This window comes from Lentzea indica (assembly GCF_012184385.1).
GTDB lineage: Bacteria > Actinomycetota > Actinomycetes > Mycobacteriales > Pseudonocardiaceae > Lentzea > Lentzea indica.
In genome coordinates, this window is sequence record NZ_VSRL01000213.1 from 1 (window position 1) to 15420 (window position 15420).

At 67.7% G+C, this 15420-nt stretch carries 13 protein-coding genes; 2 read left to right on the forward strand and 11 right to left on the reverse strand.

Translation table 11 applies throughout. From position 1 onward, the window contains the following. Positions 1-209 precede the first annotated feature (209 nt). Both FXN61_RS37390 and FXN61_RS53320 read right to left on the reverse strand, forming a co-directional pair. The gene (locus tag FXN61_RS37390; RefSeq protein ID WP_167978658.1) at positions 210-1235 is read right to left on the reverse strand and encodes a LacI family DNA-binding transcriptional regulator; all 1026 of its coding nucleotides are present in this window, start codon (positions 1233-1235) and stop codon (positions 210-212) included. A 78-nt stretch (positions 1236-1313) separates the two neighbouring features. Next, positions 1314-1634 (reverse strand): GNAT family N-acetyltransferase, encoded by a 321-nt coding sequence (locus tag FXN61_RS53320; RefSeq protein ID WP_312878296.1) that lies wholly within the window; start codon positions 1632-1634, stop codon positions 1314-1316. A 130-nt stretch (positions 1635-1764) separates the two neighbouring features. Between FXN61_RS53320 and FXN61_RS53325 the strand changes: the two genes are divergently transcribed. Together FXN61_RS53325 and FXN61_RS37400 are read left to right on the forward strand one after the other, a co-directional pair. Beyond that, positions 1765-2370: a hypothetical protein gene (locus FXN61_RS53325; RefSeq protein ID WP_246292473.1), complete on the forward strand. Its 606-nt coding sequence runs from the start codon at positions 1765-1767 to the stop codon at positions 2368-2370. Between the two features lie 324 nt (positions 2371-2694). Then, complete coding sequence (locus tag FXN61_RS37400; RefSeq protein WP_312878300.1) at positions 2695-3615, forward strand: esterase-like activity of phytase family protein; 921 nt, start codon at positions 2695-2697, stop codon at positions 3613-3615. A 78-nt stretch (positions 3616-3693) separates the two neighbouring features. Here the strand turns inward: FXN61_RS37400 and FXN61_RS37405 are convergent, their stop codons facing one another. The 9 genes from FXN61_RS37405 to FXN61_RS37440 form a co-directional block, all read right to left on the reverse strand. After that, positions 3694-5115 (reverse strand): GH1 family beta-glucosidase, encoded by a 1422-nt coding sequence (locus tag FXN61_RS37405; protein ID WP_167978659.1) that lies wholly within the window; start codon positions 5113-5115, stop codon positions 3694-3696. 37 nt (positions 5116-5152) lie between these two features. After that, on the reverse strand, positions 5153-5977 hold the full coding sequence (locus FXN61_RS37410; protein WP_167978660.1) for a carbohydrate ABC transporter permease: 825 nt from the start codon (positions 5975-5977) through the stop codon (positions 5153-5155). A gap of 2 nt (positions 5978-5979) precedes the next feature. Further along, a complete protein-coding gene (locus FXN61_RS37415; protein WP_188135902.1) occupies positions 5980-6846 on the reverse strand; it encodes a carbohydrate ABC transporter permease in 867 nt (288 codons plus the stop codon). Positions 6847-6959: 113 nt separating this feature from the next. Beyond that, positions 6960-8222 (reverse strand): ABC transporter substrate-binding protein, encoded by a 1263-nt coding sequence (locus FXN61_RS37420; protein WP_167978661.1) that lies wholly within the window; start codon positions 8220-8222, stop codon positions 6960-6962. A gap of 466 nt (positions 8223-8688) precedes the next feature. Then, complete coding sequence (locus FXN61_RS37425; RefSeq protein ID WP_167978662.1) at positions 8689-11205, reverse strand: ABC transporter permease; 2517 nt, start codon at positions 11203-11205, stop codon at positions 8689-8691. A gap of 5 nt (positions 11206-11210) precedes the next feature. Continuing rightward, complete coding sequence (locus FXN61_RS37430) at positions 11211-11963, reverse strand: ABC transporter ATP-binding protein (protein WP_167978663.1); 753 nt, start codon at positions 11961-11963, stop codon at positions 11211-11213. Between the two features lie 119 nt (positions 11964-12082). Further along, positions 12083-12697, reverse strand: coding sequence for a helix-turn-helix transcriptional regulator (locus FXN61_RS55890; RefSeq protein ID WP_312878298.1), 615 nt, complete (start codon positions 12695-12697; stop codon positions 12083-12085). Next, positions 12694-15042, reverse strand: coding sequence for an ATP-binding protein (locus FXN61_RS37435; protein ID WP_312878299.1), 2349 nt, complete (start codon positions 15040-15042; stop codon positions 12694-12696). The genes FXN61_RS55890 and FXN61_RS37435 overlap by 4 nt, the downstream gene beginning before the upstream one ends. Positions 15043-15062: 20 nt before the next feature. Beyond that, positions 15063-15224, reverse strand: a complete 162-nt coding sequence (locus FXN61_RS37440) for a helix-turn-helix domain-containing protein (RefSeq protein ID WP_167978664.1) — start codon at positions 15222-15224, stop codon at positions 15063-15065. Between the last annotated feature and the right edge of the window lie 196 nt (positions 15225-15420).

A 15420-nucleotide genomic window follows, 5' to 3' on the forward strand; every position in this document is an offset into this window, starting at 1 on the left:
TCTTTTGGGAGTGTCGGGAGTCTGAGGGCAGAGCCCTCAGGAAAAGCACGCACCCGCAAGGTGACAACGCACCCCAACCACCTACGGACACGAAACCGGCAGCCGCCAACGAAACAGGGAGACAACCTACGAACCCCACGCGACCGCAGGGGTACCCCCGAGCTGGGAACCCCTACATCTCAACGTACTCAGAAGGTCTGACAAAACCCTCAAGCAGACTCGCGCCGCACCAACACGGTGGGCAGCATCTGCTTCTTCGACTTCACAGTCTCATCCCGAAGCAGCTTCATCAGGTGCTCGACCATGTGCTTGACCTGCTCATCCGAATCCTGCCGAACCGAAGTCAACTTCGGCGCGGTGTGCTCGGCAATGGAGACATGGTCGTCAAACCCGACCACGGCAACGTCCTCAGGCACCCGCCGCCCAGCCTCGTGCAGCGTCTCAAGAGCCCCAGCTGCCATCAGGTCGGACGCGACGAAGACAGCGTCCAGAGAAGGCACCTTCGCCAGCAGAGCAGACATGGCTTTCCGCCCACCCTCACGGGTGAACCCGCCATCCTCGGTGACCCGAGCCGCCCCCTTGTCGTCCAACGACAAAGCGGCCTTGAACCCGTTCAACCGGTCAATGGCGGACAGCTCGTCCAACGGCCCGGAGACGTGAACGATCTTCTTGCGCCCGAGCGACTTCAGGTGCTCGGTGGCCAGCACCGCGCCACCCTCGTTGTCGTTGTCGACGAGGTGCATACCCCGCAACGACCCCCAGGGCTTGCCGGCGTACACCACCGGCAGCGGAAGCTTCTTCACGATCGACACGAGCTCGTCGTTGCGGTGCGGCGCGAACACCAGGGCACCGTCGACGTGGCCGCCGGCCAGGAACCGGTGCGCGCGCGCCTGGTCGTCCGGCGAGTGCACCAGCATGAGGACCATCTGCACGTCGACGTCCGCGAGAGCGCGGGCGCCTGCGCGGATCAGGCGGGCGAAGTGCGGGTCGTCGAAGATCTTGGGCTCCGGCTCGGAGAACACCACCGCGACGGCGCCGGTGCGACGAGTCACGAGAGCACGCGCGGCACGGTTCGGCTGGTAGCCCAGGGCGTGCACGGCGGCGTTGACGGCCTCCAGCGCTTCGGGGCTGACGCGCGGCGACGCGTTCAGCACTCGTGACGCCGTGGCGCGGGAGACCCCAGCCCTCGCGGCCACGTCCTCCAACGTCGGACGCGCGTGGTTGGACACGAGCACCACCACTCCTCGATGAAAACCTTTGAGTCGCTGGTCAGCTTAGCTGCAAGCGATCTCCGAGGAGAGTTTCCGCGCTGTTCATCGTGATTTTTCAGCCATGACCGTCGCAACTGGTGCCTTCAGAGCACGCCCGCGTGGCGCGATCGAGACACGGAGCAGGCCGTCCTCCCGGCGTGTCGTGGCCTCGAGACCCGCCCGCGCGGCCGTTCGCACCAGAGCGCTTTCCGACGGCAGACACCACGCCACGAGCTCGGAATACCCGGCGGCGCGGGCCTCGGAGGCGAGTGCGCCGAGCAGCGCCGTGCCCACGCCTCGGTGCTGCCACGCGTCCTCCACCAGCAGGGAGATCTCGGCGGAGTCCGGTGTGCCGGTCTGGATGAGCTGGCCCAGCGCCACCACCTGGTCCGCGCACTGGGCGAGGATCGTGGTGCCGGCGCGGCGGGTTGAGCAGCCGGTGCAGCCAGCGGCGGGGCACCGTGCGCATGCCGGAGTGGTACCGGTTGAACAACGTCCTCATGGAGCAACGGGTGTGCAGGCCGCCGACGGCGTCCTCGTCCTCGGCGGTGCCGGGGCGCAGAACCAGTGCCACGCCGTCATCGCTGAGCATTCCTCGCATCGCGGGCGCCGGCGCGTCCACGAGGTCGAGCAGCGCCTGCGCACGTGCGAGTTCGACCTGGGTGAACCTGGCCCAGCCGCGCCTGACCACCATGTCTCCCACCTGGACCTGCCCGTCGGCCGCTTCGCCGTAGCTCACCGAATCGGCGGCCAGCACCTGGCGGAGTGCCTCCGCGGTCCTGTCCGGGTCAGTCAACGCCATCCTGGCGGCACGCAGCACCGCCGTCGGCTCGTCGACGAGATCCCTAAGGTCCGCGCTGGTGATCCCCACGCACTTGCCGCCCTCACTGCGCACGGCGTCGACGAGGTCGGCGGGGAGCACGCCTTCGCCCGCTCGCACGACGATCTCGTCAAGCACTCCGCCGGGAACGGGGATCACGTGCAACGCGAGAACGTTGCAGTCTGCGGCGGCCAGCCGGACTGTGACGCGGGCGAGCGCGCCGGGGCTGTCGCTGAGTTCGATGCGCATGCGCCAGGTCGTCGTCATGTCCTCCAGGGTTCCCGGAAGTTGTTGCCGTGACGCGAAGCATGCGTAAAACGATCCTGGACGACATAGGGTTCGCGGCATGAGGAGAACTCTGGCCGCAGGCCTCACCCTGCTCACCATCACCGCGCTGGCCACGCCCACTGCCGCCGCCCCTGAAGCGGCCCCTCAGAAGGCTCCCCAGCAGGCCTCTCTGACGAACTTCGCCTCACTTCCCGCGGAGACCTTCGTCCCCGGTAGCGAACCGAGCGGCTCCGCACTCGGCACCGCACCGATCAACGGCGTCACGCCGCCGTTCGCCGACCAGCCGGTCCAGGGCTTCAGCGGCCTGTCCGCAACAGCGACGGCACCTTCGACGCGATCTCCGACAACGGCTTCGGCACCAAGGCCAACAGCGCGGACTTCCTGCTGCGCATCCACCGCATCGCGCCCGACTTCGCGAAGAACACGGTCGACGTGCTCGGCGGCATCACGCTGACCGACCCGAACGGCCACATCAAGACCCCGCTCACCCGTGCCGACCGCGTGCTGACCGGTGCCGACATCGACATCGAGTCGATCACCAGGGGCGCCGACGGCACCTACTGGATGGGCGACGAGTTCGGTCCCTACCTGCTGCACTTCGACCGCGCAGGACGTCTCCTCTCCCCGCCGGCGCCACTGCCAGGCGTGCGCGCTCCCGAGAACCCTGCCGGCAATCCGAACCTGGGCGGCAGCAAGGGTTTCGAGGGCATCACGCTCTCCCCCGACGGCAAGACGATCAACGCGCTGCTGGAGGGCACCGTCGCCGGTGACACGCCGGGCACGCTGCGCCTCAACGAGTTCGACATCGCGTCCAACTCGTTCACCGGCACCAAGTGGCTCTACCAGCTGGAAAGCCCGAACTTCGCGATCGGTGACGCCATCGCCGTCGACAGGAACCGGCTGCTGATCATCGAGCGGGACAGCGCGCAGGGCGCCGACGCGATCGTCAAGCGCGTCTACCTCGCGGACAAGCGCGACCGGGACAAGGACGGCAAGCTCGACAAGACCATGGTCGCCGACCTGCTGAACCTGGCGAACCCGAAGCACATCGGCGGGCAGGCTGACCCGTTCAAGTTCCCGTTCGTCACGATCGAGGACGTCACGATCCTCGACGACCGCACGATCGCGGTGCTCAACGACAACAACTTCCCGTCGTCGTCGGGCCGCACGCCGGGCAAGCCGGACAACAACGAGTTCATCACCATCCGGCTCGGGCAGAACCTGCACGCCGATCCTCGCGTGCTGCGCCGCAGGTAGAACGAGAGAGCGCTCTCACCTGCGGACAGAAGTGTCCGCGGGTGAGAGCGCCAGACCCCCTCGGTCCGCCTTGCTGAGCTAAACGGTGTAGCCCTGCGCGGGAAGCCCGTTCTGCCCGATGATCCGGGACAACGTGACCGCGCTTTCCTTGATCGTGCGCCGCTGCGTCTCGAAGTCGACGTGCACGATCCCGAACCGCTGCGAGTACCCGGCTGCCCACTCGAAGTTGTCGAGCAGCGACCACGCCAGGTAGCCGCGGATGTCGGCGCCCTCGGAGATCGCCCTGTGCACCGCGCGAACGTGGTCCACCAGATACTTCGTCCGCTCGACGTCCACGACGCGGCCCATCGGGTCCACCACGTCCGGGAACGCGGAACCGTTCTCGGTCACCACCAGCGGCAGCCCGCCGGCGTCACGGGACAGCCGCACCAGCAACTCGGTGAACGCGTCGGCGTTCTGCTCCCACCCGAAGCCGGTCAGCTCGCCCTGCGGAGGCTGCAGAGCAACACCACGCAGGCCCGCGTGCGGCCCGACCGGCACGAAGTCCGGATCCGCGGGCGCGACACGGGTGGGGTTGTAGTAGTTCACGCCGATCCAGTCGATCGGGGCGGCGATGGTCTCCATGTCACCGTCGCGCACCACGTTCGTCCAGTCGCCCAGCCACGCCGTGTCCTCCAGGACATCGAGCGGGTAGCCGCGGCCGCAGATCGGGTCGAGCAGGATGCGGTTCTGCAGCCCGTCGACCTTGCGGACAGCGTCTTGGGAAGCGGCCGAGTCGTCGTCTCCCCAGATCGTGCTGAAGTTCAGCACGATCGACAGCCGGTGCGACTCGGGTGCCTGCGCGCGCAACGCCTGCGTTGCCAGGCCGTGGGTCAGCAGCAGGTGGTGCGCCGCCTCCAGCGACGCCACCGCGTCTGTGACGCCCGGCGCGTGGATTCCGTTGCCGTAGCCCAGGAAAGCGGAGACCCAGGGCTCGTTCAACGTCGTCCAGGCCTGCACCCGGTCACCGAGCCGTTCATGCACGAGAGCGGCGTAGTCAGCGAAGCGGTAGGCCGTGTCGCGGTTGCGCCAGCCGCCGAAGTCCTCCAGGACCTGCGGCAGGTCCCAGTGGTACAGCGTGACCAGCGGCTGGATGTCCTTCTCCAGCAACGAGTCCACCAGCCGGTCGTAGAACGCGAGACCGCGCTCCTCGATCGCACCGCTGCCGCTGGGCTGGATCCGCGGCCACGCCACGGAGAACCGGTACGCGGCCAGTCCCAGCGAGTCCATCATGTCTACATCGGACTGATAGCGGCGGTAGTGGTCGCAGGCAGGCTCTCCCGTGTCACCGGCCAGCACCTTGCCGGGCGTCGCCGCGAACGTGTCCCAGATGGAGGCGCCACGACCGTCCGCTGTGGTCGCACCCTCGATCTGGAAGGCCGCGGTCGCTGCTCCCCACAGGAAGTCCGGCGGAAAGGTCAGCACCTCCCGCTCGACCTCGACGTCCGAGTCGGTCGTCATTCATTCACTTCCCTTGCGGCTTGATCCCTGCTGTGTTTCATCCCTTTAGGGCACCCTGCATGATGCCGCCGACAATCTGGCGCGACAGCAGGACGAAGATCGCGATCACCGGCAGCACCGCGAGAGAGGCGCCGGCGAGCATCAACGAGTAGTCGGTGTAGTACCCGCTGGCCAGCGTCGACAAGGCCACCTGGACCGTCGGGCTGTCGTTGGGGTCCAGCACGATCAACGGCCAGAAGAAGTCGTTCCACGCGGTCATGAACGTGAACATGCCCAGCACCGCCGCCTGTGGCCGCACAGCGGGGAAACCGACGTGCCAGAACGTCCGCAGCACCGAGCACCCGTCGACGCGCGCCGCCTCGATCAGCTCGTACGGCACGGTTTCCTCGCACGCCTGACGCATCCAGAACACGGCGAACGACCCGATCAGCACCGGCACGATGACCGCCTGCAGCGTGCCGTACCAGTCGAGGTCGGACATCAGCATGTACAGCGGGATCACGCCGAGCTGCGTCGGCACCATCGCAGTACCCAGGACGAGCAGGAACAACGTGTCCCGCCCCTTGAACCGCAGCCGCGAGAACGCGAAACCCGCCAGCGTCCCGAGCACGACGTTCGAGATCGCCACGGTCGACGCCACGACGAACGAGTTCTGCATGGCGAGCCAGAAGTCGACGGTGTCGAAGACGCGCGTGATGTTCTCGACCAGGTTGCCACCGGGGACCAGCGGCGGAACCTTCTCGCCCAGGACCGAGTTGTCCTTCGACGCCACGATGAACGAGTAGTACAGCGGGAACACCGAGGCCGCCAGGACGGCGACCAGGAACCCGTAGAGCAGAGGGCCTGCCTTTGCGTGCTTCATGATCACCCCTTGCCCGCGATGCGCCGCGTCAGCGAGAAGTTGATGATCGCGACCAGCACGACGACCAGGAACAGCATCCACGCGATGGTGGCCGCGTACCCGGCGTCGAACAGCCGGAAGCCCTTCTCGTACATGTAGAGCACCAGCGTCTGGAACTGCCGGTCGGATCCACCGGTGGAGTTGTTGGCGGCGAACCCGGGGTCGAACAACGCGGGCTCGGCGAACAGCTGCAGACCGCCGATCGTCGAGGTGACGACGGTGAACAGGATCGTCGGCCGGATCGACGGCACGGTGATCGACCAGAACATCCGCCAGCGCGAGGCACCGTCCAAAGTGGCCGACTCGTACATGTCCTTCGGCACCGACTGCATCGCCGCCAGGTAGAGCAGCGCGTTGTAGCCGGTCCAGCGCCACATGACCATTGTGGACACCGCGAGGTGCGATGCCCACGTCTCCGCGCGCCAGTCGATCGGGTCGATCCCGACCAGGCCGATCAGGAAGTTCACGATGCCGAAGTCGCGGCCGAAGAACTGCGCGAACACCAGCGCCACCGCGGCGACCGAGATGACGTTGGGCAGCAGCACGCCCGCCCGCCAGAACGCACTTCCGCGCAGGCCCCTGTCCAGCAACGCGGCGAGGCCCAGCGCGGCCAGCAGCTGCGGCACCGTCGAGAGCACGAAGAGGCTCAGCGTGTTGACCAGCGCGTTCCAGAACTTGGCGTCGCCGAACAGCTCGGCGTAGTTGGCGAGACCGACGAATCCCAGGTTGCCGTCGATCAGCTGCCATTCGTGCAGCGACACCCACGCCGTGTACACCAGCGGGTAGAGGCCGAAGATCCCGAACACCAGGAAGAACGGCGCGATGATCAGGTACGGCGTGTACTTCGCGTCCCAGCGGCTGAGCTTCGAACTCTTCGGCTGTGTGCCAGGAGAAGAAGGGACCGAGGCGGCCTGAGCCGCCTCGGTCACCGTGCGCGTCACCGTCACTTGACGGCGTCCTGCGCTTCCTTCAGCGCCTGCGTGTAAGCATCCGCTGCGGGCTGCTTGCCCTGCTCCACACGCTGCAGCGCACTGTTGAAGATGGGCGTGACCTTCGAGTCCTTCGTGCCGCGGTACGTCGGCTTCAGCGACTCAGCAGAGGTTCCGAAGATCTGCCCCACCGGTGCCTTGTTGAAGTACTCGTTCACCGTCGCCTGCACCTCGGCGTCCTTGTAGATGGCGGGCTGGCTGGGCAGGTTGCCGGTCTCCTTGAAGATCCGCTTCTGCTGCTCGGGCGCCGTCAGCCACTTGGCCAGCTCGTAGGCCTCCTTGGGGTGCTTGCCCTGCTTCGGGACGGCGAGGAACGAGCCACCCCAGTTGCCGCCGCCACCGGGCGCCGTTGTCACGTCCCACTTCCCGGCCGCCGCGTCGCCGGCACCCGCCTTGATCAGCGCGAGCGCCCAGGCCGGGCACGTGGTAGTGGCGAACGAACCCTGCTTCAGGGCAACGTTCCAGTCCTGGCTGAACGGCTCGAGCGCACCGGTCTGCTGCTTGGTGCCGAGCGCCGCCGCCGTGTCGAACGCCGTCTTGACCTTGTCGTTCTTCTCCGCGATGTACGAGTCGTCCTTCGCGAAGTAGCCCTCCTCGGTCTGGTCGAGGATGGCCTTGTAGACGTTGCGACCGGTGTCGACGAACTTCACGTTCGGCGTCTTGGCCGTGAACTGGTCAGCGACCTTCGCGTAGTCGGCCCACGTCGGCCACAGCTTCGCGACCTCCGCCCTGTCCGTCGGCAGCCCGGCCGCCTCGAACAGGTCGCGCCGGTAGCAGAGGCCGAGGCTGCCCATGTCCGTGCCCAGCCCCAGCACGAACTCGCCGCCGTCAGCGGTGCCCTGGTTCCACTTCCAGCCGGCCCACTGGCCCTTGAGGTCCTTCGCCCCGTACTCCGCCAGGTTCACGAACTTGTCCTTGGAGGCGCGGAACTGCGAGATCACGCCCTCCTCGAGGGCCACGATGTCCGCCGCACCACGACCACCCGCGAGCTGAGTCGCGAGCTGCGTGTTGTGCTGCTCCATCTTGACCTTGCGCTGCTCGATCTTGATGTTCGAGTGCGCGGCCTGGTACTCCTCGATCAGCTTGTCGTAACCGAAGTCGGAGAACAGGCCGAGTGACAGCTCGATCTTGCCGTCGGCCTCGGAACTCCCGCCGCATCCAGCGGCCAGAACCATCACGAGGGTCGCAGCGACGCTGCCGACCAGCCTTCTGCTCATCCGTCCTCCTCGACGACGCCGTGAGCGGCGCTTAACTGTGATGAGAGCGCTCTCACACTCAACCGGAGAGGCGCGGGTGTCAAGCGGTCGACATCGTTCCGTAACTTTGTGGAGGCAGGCAACAAAAACCTGTGCCGGAACTTCGAGCGTCTCGATCGGGGCTGATTGAGAGGCCCTGGAGACGATGAGAGGGACGACCGGGCCCTCGCTCCGGTCGTCCCTCACCCCAGGTAGAGGGGCTTGCGGGCCAAAAGTGACGCGCGCCCTCGAAGTTTTTCGGTGAACTTGTGATTGGGTTCCTGCTTCGGCGGGTAGCGAAGCTGAACCCGCAGGTGAACGCAGGTGGAGGCCCGGCGCCCCGACAGCACCGGACCTCCACCGATCCCCCGGCCGTGCGGCCCCTGTTTCCGCACGCCCGAACCCGCCTGGCCGCTGGCTCCCGACAGCCGGAGCCAGGCGGGGTGTCCTACGCCTCCGCCATGCCGGCGACCACGGAGTTCTTGGCCGCGCGGCGGGCGGGCAGAGCAGCGGCGATGATCGCCGCGACCACTGCCAGGCCCAGCATGATCCCGATCTGGCCGAACGGGATGGAGAAGCTGATCCGGAACTCCGAGTTGGAGATCGCCTCGACCAGCAGCCATCCGAACCCGGCACCGAGCAGCACGCCCACGACCGCGCCGATGAGAGCCATCAGGATCGACTCGACCACCAGCATCTGCCGCAGCTGACCTCGGGTGAGCCCGAGCGCCCGCAGCAGAGCCGACTCACGGGTCCGTTCCAGCACCGACAGCGTCAGCGTGTTCGCGATGCCGAACAGGGCGATGATCAGCGCCAGGCCGACGAGGGCCCAGATGAACATCAGGACCTGGTCGATCTGCGAGTTCAGCTCGGCCTTGGTCTCGGCCGCGGAGTTCAGCACCGCGACCGGCGAGGTGGCGATGACCCGTTCGAGATCGGCGCGCGCCACCGTGATGTCCGTGCCAGGCGCGAGCTTGACCAGCATGTTCTGGTAGCCCTTCACGGGCTCCTTCAGCAGGGAAGCGGCAGAGGCAAGCGTGACGATGCCGGTGCCGTAGCTGTTGTCCTTGATCAGCGCGACGACCTTGAAGTCCTTGCCGCTGATCGGGACGGTGGAACCGACGGTGAGGCCCGCCTCCTTGGCCTCCTTCTCCCGCATGGCGATCTCGTTGTCCTTGAGACCCGTCAACGTGCCGCTGGTCGTCTCCGGGCGCACCAGGGACCCGATCGCGTCGGCCGGGTAGCCGGTGACGTCGGCGTACTTCAGCTTGGGGGACTCGCCGTACGCGGCGAGCTCAGGCGCGACCATCGCGACGTTGCGCACCTTCGCGACCTCGTCGACGAACTTCTGCGTCAACGGCTGGCTGTAGACGTTCGACTTGATCGCGTAGTCGGCCGGGAACCGCTTGTCGACCTGCTCGTTCATGGTCGCGCGCCCACTGCCGGCCACGACGGTCACCATCGCGACGATGGTCACGCCGATCATCAGCGCCGCCGTCGTCGCGGCCGTGCGCTTGGGGTTGCGGCCCGCGTTGGCCGAGGCCAGCTTCGCAGGGACACCCCGCAGCACCGTTCCGAACAGGCGGTTCACCAGCGGCACGTAGAGCGGACCGAGCAGCAGCACCGCGAGCAGCAGCACCATCGTGGCGCCGCCGGTGATGAACATCGCCGGCTCTTCCTTCTCCTGCTGCAGTCCGAAGTAGACGGCGGCCCCACCGGCCAGTGCGATCAGCGTCGCGACGACGATCCTCACCTTGCCGGTGCGGGCGACGTCATCGCTGCTGTCCGGCTGTGAGCGCAGGGCGGCAACGGGAGCGACCTTCGTGGCGCGGCGGGCCGGCAGCACGGCCGACAGCACCGTGACGACCACACCGACACCGAAGCCGGCGGCGATGGTCACCCACGAGATCGGCAGGCGGATCGGGGCGTCCTCTCCGCCGGGACCGCCGACCGTGCTGATGAAGGCTTGCAGGCCCGCCGAGACGCCGAGTCCGCCGAGTATGCCCAGCACGGACGCCGCGAGGCCCATGAAGACCGCTTCGGCGAGCACGCTGCGGAACACCTGCCCGCGTTCCGCACCGACGCAGCGCAGCAGTGCGAGTTCCTTCGTGCGCTGGGCGACGAGGATCGTGAAGGTGTTGTAGATGACCATGCCCGCGACGACGAGCGAGATCGCGGCGAACGCGAGCAGAAACGTCTTGATCTCGCTGGCGGCGTCACCGACCTGAGCCAGCGTCGCCTGGGTCAGCTGCTCACCGGTCTGCACCTTGTAGCCGGAGCCGATGACCTTGTTGATGTTGTCGACGAGCTGCTGCTGCGAGACACCGGACTTGGCGACCGCGACGATCTCGTAGATCCGCTGGTCCGGGATCACCGTCCGCAGGCCTTCCGGCGAGACCAGGACGTGGTCGCTGCCGGACATGGAGATGCTGCTCGCGCCCTGCTGGTAGGTGCCGACGATGGTGAACGCGTGCTCGGCGTTGTCCCTGTCGAGCAGCTTCAGCTTGTCGCCGACCTTGAGCTTCGCGGTCTGCGCGGTTTTGACGTCGATCGCGGCCTCGTCGGCCTTGACCGGGTACTTGCCGTCCTTGAGGTTGAAGTCGCGCAGCTTCTCCGTCGTCGGCAGCGGCTGCACCAACGCGCTGCGCGCCTTGCCTTCCCCGCTGAGCAACGCCGCGCTGCCGAACTCGCGAGAGTCCGCGCCCTCGACGCCCGGCGTGTTGCGGATCTTCTGCAGGAAGTCGGCGGGGATGCCCTTCTCCTGGTCCGGGCTGTTCTCCCCCATGTGCACCGCGGCGTCGACGTTGCGGGCGCTACGGGCGAAGTTGTCCCTGGTCTGTTCCCCGACCGCGTCGCCGAGAACCAAGGTTCCCGTCACGAACGCGACGCCGAGCGCGATGGCGATGCTGGACAGCACCAGCCTCGCCGTGCGGGCGCGCAGGCCCGCAAGGATCGTCTTCAGCATCTACCTCACGCCCCCAGGTGCGTGAGGGCGTTGACGACGGACTCGGTGGTGGGCTCGTGGATCTCACCGGCGAGGCGGCCGTCGGCCAGCAGCACCACGCGGTCCGCGTAGCTCGCGGCCACCGGGTCGTGCGTCACCATGATCACGGTCTGGCCCATCTTGCGGACCGACATGCGCAGGAAGTCGAGGACCTCGGCACCGCTGCGGGAGTCCAGGTTGCCGGTCGGCTCGTCGGCGAAGATGACCTCGGGACGGGCGACGAGCGCACGGGCACACGCCACGCGCTGCTGCTGGCCACCGGACAGCTCGGTCGGACGGTGGGTGAGGCGGTCGCGCAGGCCGAGGACGTTGACGATCGTGTCGAACCACTGCTTGTCGGGCTTGCGGCCGGCGAGCTCGAGCCCCAGCAGGATGTTCTGCTCGGCGGTCAGCGTCGGCAGCAGGTTGAAGGCCTGGAACACGAAGCCGACGCGGTCGCGGCGCAGCTTGGTCAGGTCCTTGTCGTTGAGCTTGGTGATCTCGGTCTGTCCGATGTGGATCGCGCCGCTGTCCACCGTGTCCAGTCCCGCGAGGCAGTGCATCAGCGTGGACTTGCCGGAGCCGGACGGGCCCATGATCGCGGTGAACCTGCCGGCCTGGAATGCGACGTTGATGCCGTCGAGCGCCCGCACCGCGGTGTCACCCTTGCCGTAGACCTTCACCAGGTTGTGGGCCGCCGCGGCGGTCCGGGTGCCGACCTCGGACACCAGTGCAGACATGTCGCTTGCCTTCCTCGCAGGGGATGTTCCTTGACGAGGAAGAAGCTATGAGTTCCCTGAGTACGCGGACATCAACTCCGCGACGCGTTGCGCATCAGCCTGAGGTATGACAACCGAAGCTATTCCAGCAGACCTCGGTCGTACGCGATGGCCACGGCCTCCGCGCGCCGTGACGCCCCCAGCTTGGCCATGATCCGGGAAAGGTGCACGGAAACGGTCTTCTCGCTGATGTACAGCTCCTCGCCGACCTCGCGGTTCGTCCGTCCGGCGGCCACCAGCCCGAGCACGGAGCGTTCGCGCGGGGTGAAGAGGTCGATCTGCTCCCTCGCGGGCTCGTCAGCCCTGAGGGTGATGCGGGCCCGCTTCGCGCACGACGAGACGACCTCCTGCAACGGAGCGGCTCCCAGCCTGGTCGCGACCTCATCGGCCTGGCGCAGCTGCTCGGCGGCCTCGTCGCGCCGGTCCGCTCCGAGCAACGCCTCCGCGAGCCGCCACCGGCACAATGCCTGCTCGAAGACGAGCCCGTACCCGAACTCGTCGGCAGCGGCCTTCCAGAGCTCGGGGTCGCCGGCGCCGTTGAGCCTGGTCTCCTCCGCCATCGCGCGGGCGAGCCAGGCGCGTCCCTCCGGCCCGAGGGAACCGGCGCGTGGCTTGCCGTTCCGCGCGGTCAGCCGCACGTGCTCGGCGAGCTCGTGTCCGTGCTCGACAGCGTTCTTCTTCGGCCTCGGTGTCACGCTTGCGGCGTGCCTTCGTGGCGACGTCCGCGTACGCGGCGATGCCGATCGCACCGATCCTGATGCCGGCGAGCATCCACGGACCACCGAGCTTGCGCGCCCACTCCAACGCGTCCGTGACGCGCTCGACGGCGAGTTCCGGACGGCCGCGCCACAGCGCGAGCTCCGCGCCCGTGCCACCCGTGATCCAGGGCGATCTGGATGTCGCGGTGCCAGTCGCTGCGCAGCTTCGTGATCATCCGCTCGGACTCGGCCAGGTCGCCGCGCGAGACCGTGAGGTGCGTGCTCGCCGCCGCCAGCCGGGCCAGCACCGTCGACGACACGGACATGCCGGGAGGTTCGCTGGCCCACGCCGCGTAGTCCCAGTCGCCGATGTAGTAGTGCACCAGCACCTGCAGGATGCGGATCTCCAGGCCGAACATGCTCCACGTCAGGCCGGTCTCCTTGGCCCGGTCGCCCGCCTCGTTGAAGACGCGCGCGGCCTCGGCCAGTTCGCCGTGGTCGTAGTGCATCAGGCCGTAGTAGTACCAAGCCCTGAGCTCGTTGTTGAACGCTCCGACCTCACGCGCGCACTTGATCGCACTCTCGAAGCTGTCCTTCGCTTCGGTGTACCGGTTCGCGTGGTCGTCGAGAATGGCCAGCGTGCCCAGTGCGTCGGCGACCGCACCCGGCGCGTTCGCCCTCTGGCCGTCCGCGATCGCCAGCTCGGCGGCTTCCCGTGCGGCGGCGTCCTTGCGTTGCTGGCGCATGGCCGATGCCTTGCCTGCCAGCACACGGGCGCGGGTGGGGCTGGGTTCGCGGTCGTAGACGAGGTCGAGCGCCTTCCCAATGACCTCGAAGTGCTCTTCCTCGTTGCCGTCCAGGATCGACAACGCCTGCGCGAGCCGCAGCCACACCTCGGCGGCCTCTTCCGGCGTCTGCTCGGCGCTGACCGCCTTGGTGGCACTGCGGGCGAACGCCACGGCCCGTTCCGGCTGCCCCGCCGTCCCCGCGACCCAGGAGGCCCTCCGCAGCAGCACGGATTCGTCTACATCGGACGGACGGTCGTTCGCGGGAACGGCGTTCCAGAGGTTGAGCGCCTTTTCCAGGTAGCGCAACGACTCCGCGGGCGCGCCAGCGCGTTCGGCCTCCTTGGACGCCTTGATGGACGCGGTGAGCGCCTGACCGAGGTCGTGGCTCTCGAAGGCGTGGTGGGCCAGCGCGGCGGCCGCACCGCGTTCGTCCAGGTGCTGGGCGAGGTGGTGGGCGTAGGCGGCGTGCAGCCGCACCCGTTCGCCGGGGAGCAGGTCGCCGTAGACGGCTTCCCTGACCAGGGCGTGGCGGAAGATGTAGACCTCGTTGTCGTTCACGACGAGCAGGTGGTGCTGGACCAGCTCGCGCAACGCCGTGTCCAGCGCGATGTCCGTCATGCCGGCGACCTCGCTGAGCCGGTCGTGCCGGACCCTGCGGCCCCTGACCGAAGCGACGCGCACCACGTGCTGTGCTTCGGGGCTCAGTCGTTCGACGCGGCTGAGAAGGACGTCGGCGAGCGCAGAAGGCAGCGACCTGTCGTCGCACGTGGCCACCGCGATGAGCTCCTCGGCGAAGAAAGCGTTGCCCTCCGACCGTTCCGCGACCTGCTGGACCACGTCTTCCGGCAGATCGTCGGACAACGCCTCGACGAACGTGCGGGCGTCCGCCGCGTTGAACGGCGAGAGGTCGAGCCGATCCACGGCGGGCAGCCGGACCAGCTCGGACAGCAAGGGGCGCAACGGATGGCTGCGGTGCAGATCGTCCGCGCGGTAGGTGCCGATGACGAGCAGGCGCTGGGAACGCAAGCGGGACAACAGGAACGACAGCAGGTACCGGGTGGACGCGTCGGCCCAGTGCAGGTCCTCGACGACCAGCAGCACGCGCTGCCGCTCGGAGAGATCGCCGAGCAGCCCGAGCACGGCGTCGAACAGCTGGAGCTGGCCGACATCTTGCTCGGGCCGTCGCCCTGGGATCAGGCTGGGCGCGATCATGCCCCCGGTGCCGGGCTCGCGTTCGGCCGGCAACGCCAGCTGGGGCAGCAACATCGCGAGCGCCGGCCGGTTCGGAGTGTCTTTGAGGGAGCTGAGCGCCTCGGCGAACGGCAGGTACGGCAGGCCGGTCTCGCCGGCGTCCAGGCACCGTCCCATGAGGACGAGGGTGTCGTCGGCGCTGGCCGCCAGCTCGTCGACCAATCGCGTCTTGCCCACGCCGGCGTCACCCGCGAGCAACACCGCCCCCGCGGTGCCTTCACCCGCCTCCGCCAGCGCGGCACGCAACCGGTCCAGCTCGCGGTCGCGCGCGACCAACGGGATTCCGGAACCGAGACGCGCCACAAGGGGCATGCTTGCATAAGTCATGCCTTGGTGCCGCCGGGTTTCTCAGAGGTGCGGTGGATCACCCGCCTGAACCACGACGGCGTGCCACCGTTCGACCGCTGCCAGTTGCACACCGCGTTACCGCGCCGGTACTCGACTTCCGCCTTGATCGCCTCAGGGGTCCATTCCGTCATGGTCATGAGGTTCGTCCTGAGGCCTCACCTCAGGCATCGGGCGATCACGCAGTCCTGGGCGCGGAACCCCTTACCCCGGGGTCGTCACGGCATCTGCAAGTACTGAGCCTTTTCCATCCTGATCTTGCTGGTCACAAGATCAGGTCGATCTGACCGACCGCCTTGAACGCGGCGAAGCTCCTGGTAGCACGGGTATCACGAC

What these genes read in the sequence shown, in the direction of transcription:
- FXN61_RS37405 (WP_167978659.1), bottom strand. Translation starts at nt 5,115, where the DNA reads ATGACGACCGACTCGGACGTCGAGGTCGAGCGGGAGGTGCTGACCTTT.
- FXN61_RS37410 (WP_167978660.1), bottom strand. Translation starts at nt 5,977, where the DNA reads ATGAAGCACGCAAAGGCAGGCCCTCTGCTCTACGGGTTCCTGGTCGCC.
- FXN61_RS37420 (WP_167978661.1), bottom strand. Translation starts at nt 8,222, where the DNA reads ATGAGCAGAAGGCTGGTCGGCAGCGTCGCTGCGACCCTCGTGATGGTT.
- FXN61_RS37425 (WP_167978662.1), bottom strand. Translation starts at nt 11,205, where the DNA reads ATGCTGAAGACGATCCTTGCGGGCCTGCGCGCCCGCACGGCGAGGCTG.
- FXN61_RS37430 (WP_167978663.1), bottom strand. Translation starts at nt 11,963, where the DNA reads ATGTCTGCACTGGTGTCCGAGGTCGGCACCCGGACCGCCGCGGCGGCC.
- FXN61_RS37440 (WP_167978664.1), bottom strand. Translation starts at nt 15,224, where the DNA reads ATGACCATGACGGAATGGACCCCTGAGGCGATCAAGGCGGAAGTCGAG.